At 42.1% G+C, this 1,423-nt stretch carries 1 protein-coding gene; it reads left to right on the forward strand.

Annotation, left to right across the window (positions count from 1 at the left end; all coding sequences use genetic code 11):
- The coding region (locus QM874_RS09800; protein ID WP_414317124.1) for a Rib/alpha-like domain-containing protein at positions 1 to 1,423 on the forward strand (1,423 nt) is incomplete at both ends.

Below are 1,423 nucleotides of genomic sequence, written 5' to 3' on the forward strand. Positions count from 1 at the left end.
ATGAAGTTCCAGTTAAGGTTACTGTAAAAGATCCACGTACAGATGCAGATAAGAACACCCCAGTAGCGAAAGATCAAAGTGTTAAACCAGGTGATAAACCAAACGCTAAAGATTCAATCGGCAACGTAGGTGATCTTCCATCAGGGACTAAATTCGAGTACAAGACACCAGTAGATACAACAACAGAAGGCGACAAAGACGCTATCGTAGTTGTAACATACCCAGATGGCTCTAAGGATGAAGTTCCAGTTAAGGTGACTGTGAAAGAACCACGTACAGATGCAGATAAGAACACCCCAGTAGCGAAGGATCAAAGTGTTAAACCAGGTGATAAACCAAACGCTAAAGATTCAATTGGCAACGTAGGTGATCTTCCATCAGGAACTAAATTCGAGTACAAGACACCAGTAGACACTACAACAGAAGGCGACAAAGACGCTATCGTAGTTGTAACATACCCAGATGGCTCTAAGGATGAAGTTCCAGTTAAAGTAACTGTTAAAGATCCACGTACAGATGCAGACAAGAACACACCAGTAGCGAAAGATCAAAGTGTTAAACCAGGTGATAAACCAAACGCTAAAGATTCAATTGGCAACGTAGGTGATCTTCCATCAGGAACTAAATTCGAGTACAAGACACCAGTAGATACAACAACAGAAGGCGACAAAGACGCTATCGTAGTTGTAACATACCCAGATGGTTCTAAAGATGAAGTTCCAGTTAAGGTGACTGTGAAAGAACCACGTACAGATGCAGATAAGAATACTCCGGTTGCGAAAGATCAAAGTGTTAAACCAGGTGATAAACCAAACGCTAAAGATTCAATCGGCAACGTAGGTGATCTTCCATCAGGAACTAAATTCGAGTACAAGACACCAGTAGATACAACAACAGAAGGCGAAAAAGACGCTATCGTAGTTGTAACATACCCAGATGGCTCTAAGGATGAAGTTCCAGTTAAAGTAACTGTTAAGGAACCAAGTGAATCAGCTACAGATGCGGATAAGTACACACCAAAAGCTAAAGCTCAAGACGTTAACAAGGGTGAAACACCAGACGCTAAAGGCTCAATTGACAACGTAGGCGATCTTCCAGAAGGAACTAAATTCGAGTACAAGACTCCAGTAGACACTACAACTCCAGGCGACAAAGACGCAACAGTTGTAGTAACTTACCCAGATGGTTCTAAAGATGAAGTTCCAGTTAAGGTAACTGTTAAAGATCCAAGCACAGATGCGGACAAGAACACACCAGTAGCGAAGGGTCAAACAGTTAAACCAGGTGATAAACCAAACGCTAAAGATTCAATTGGCAACGTAGGTGATCTTCCATCAGGAACTAAATTCGAGTACAAGACACCAGTAGACACTACAACAGAAGGCGACAAAGACGCTATCGTAGTTGTAACATACCCAGATGG

It is taken from the genome of Streptococcus infantis, from assembly GCF_047463615.1.
GTDB lineage: Bacteria > Bacillota > Bacilli > Lactobacillales > Streptococcaceae > Streptococcus > Streptococcus infantis_X.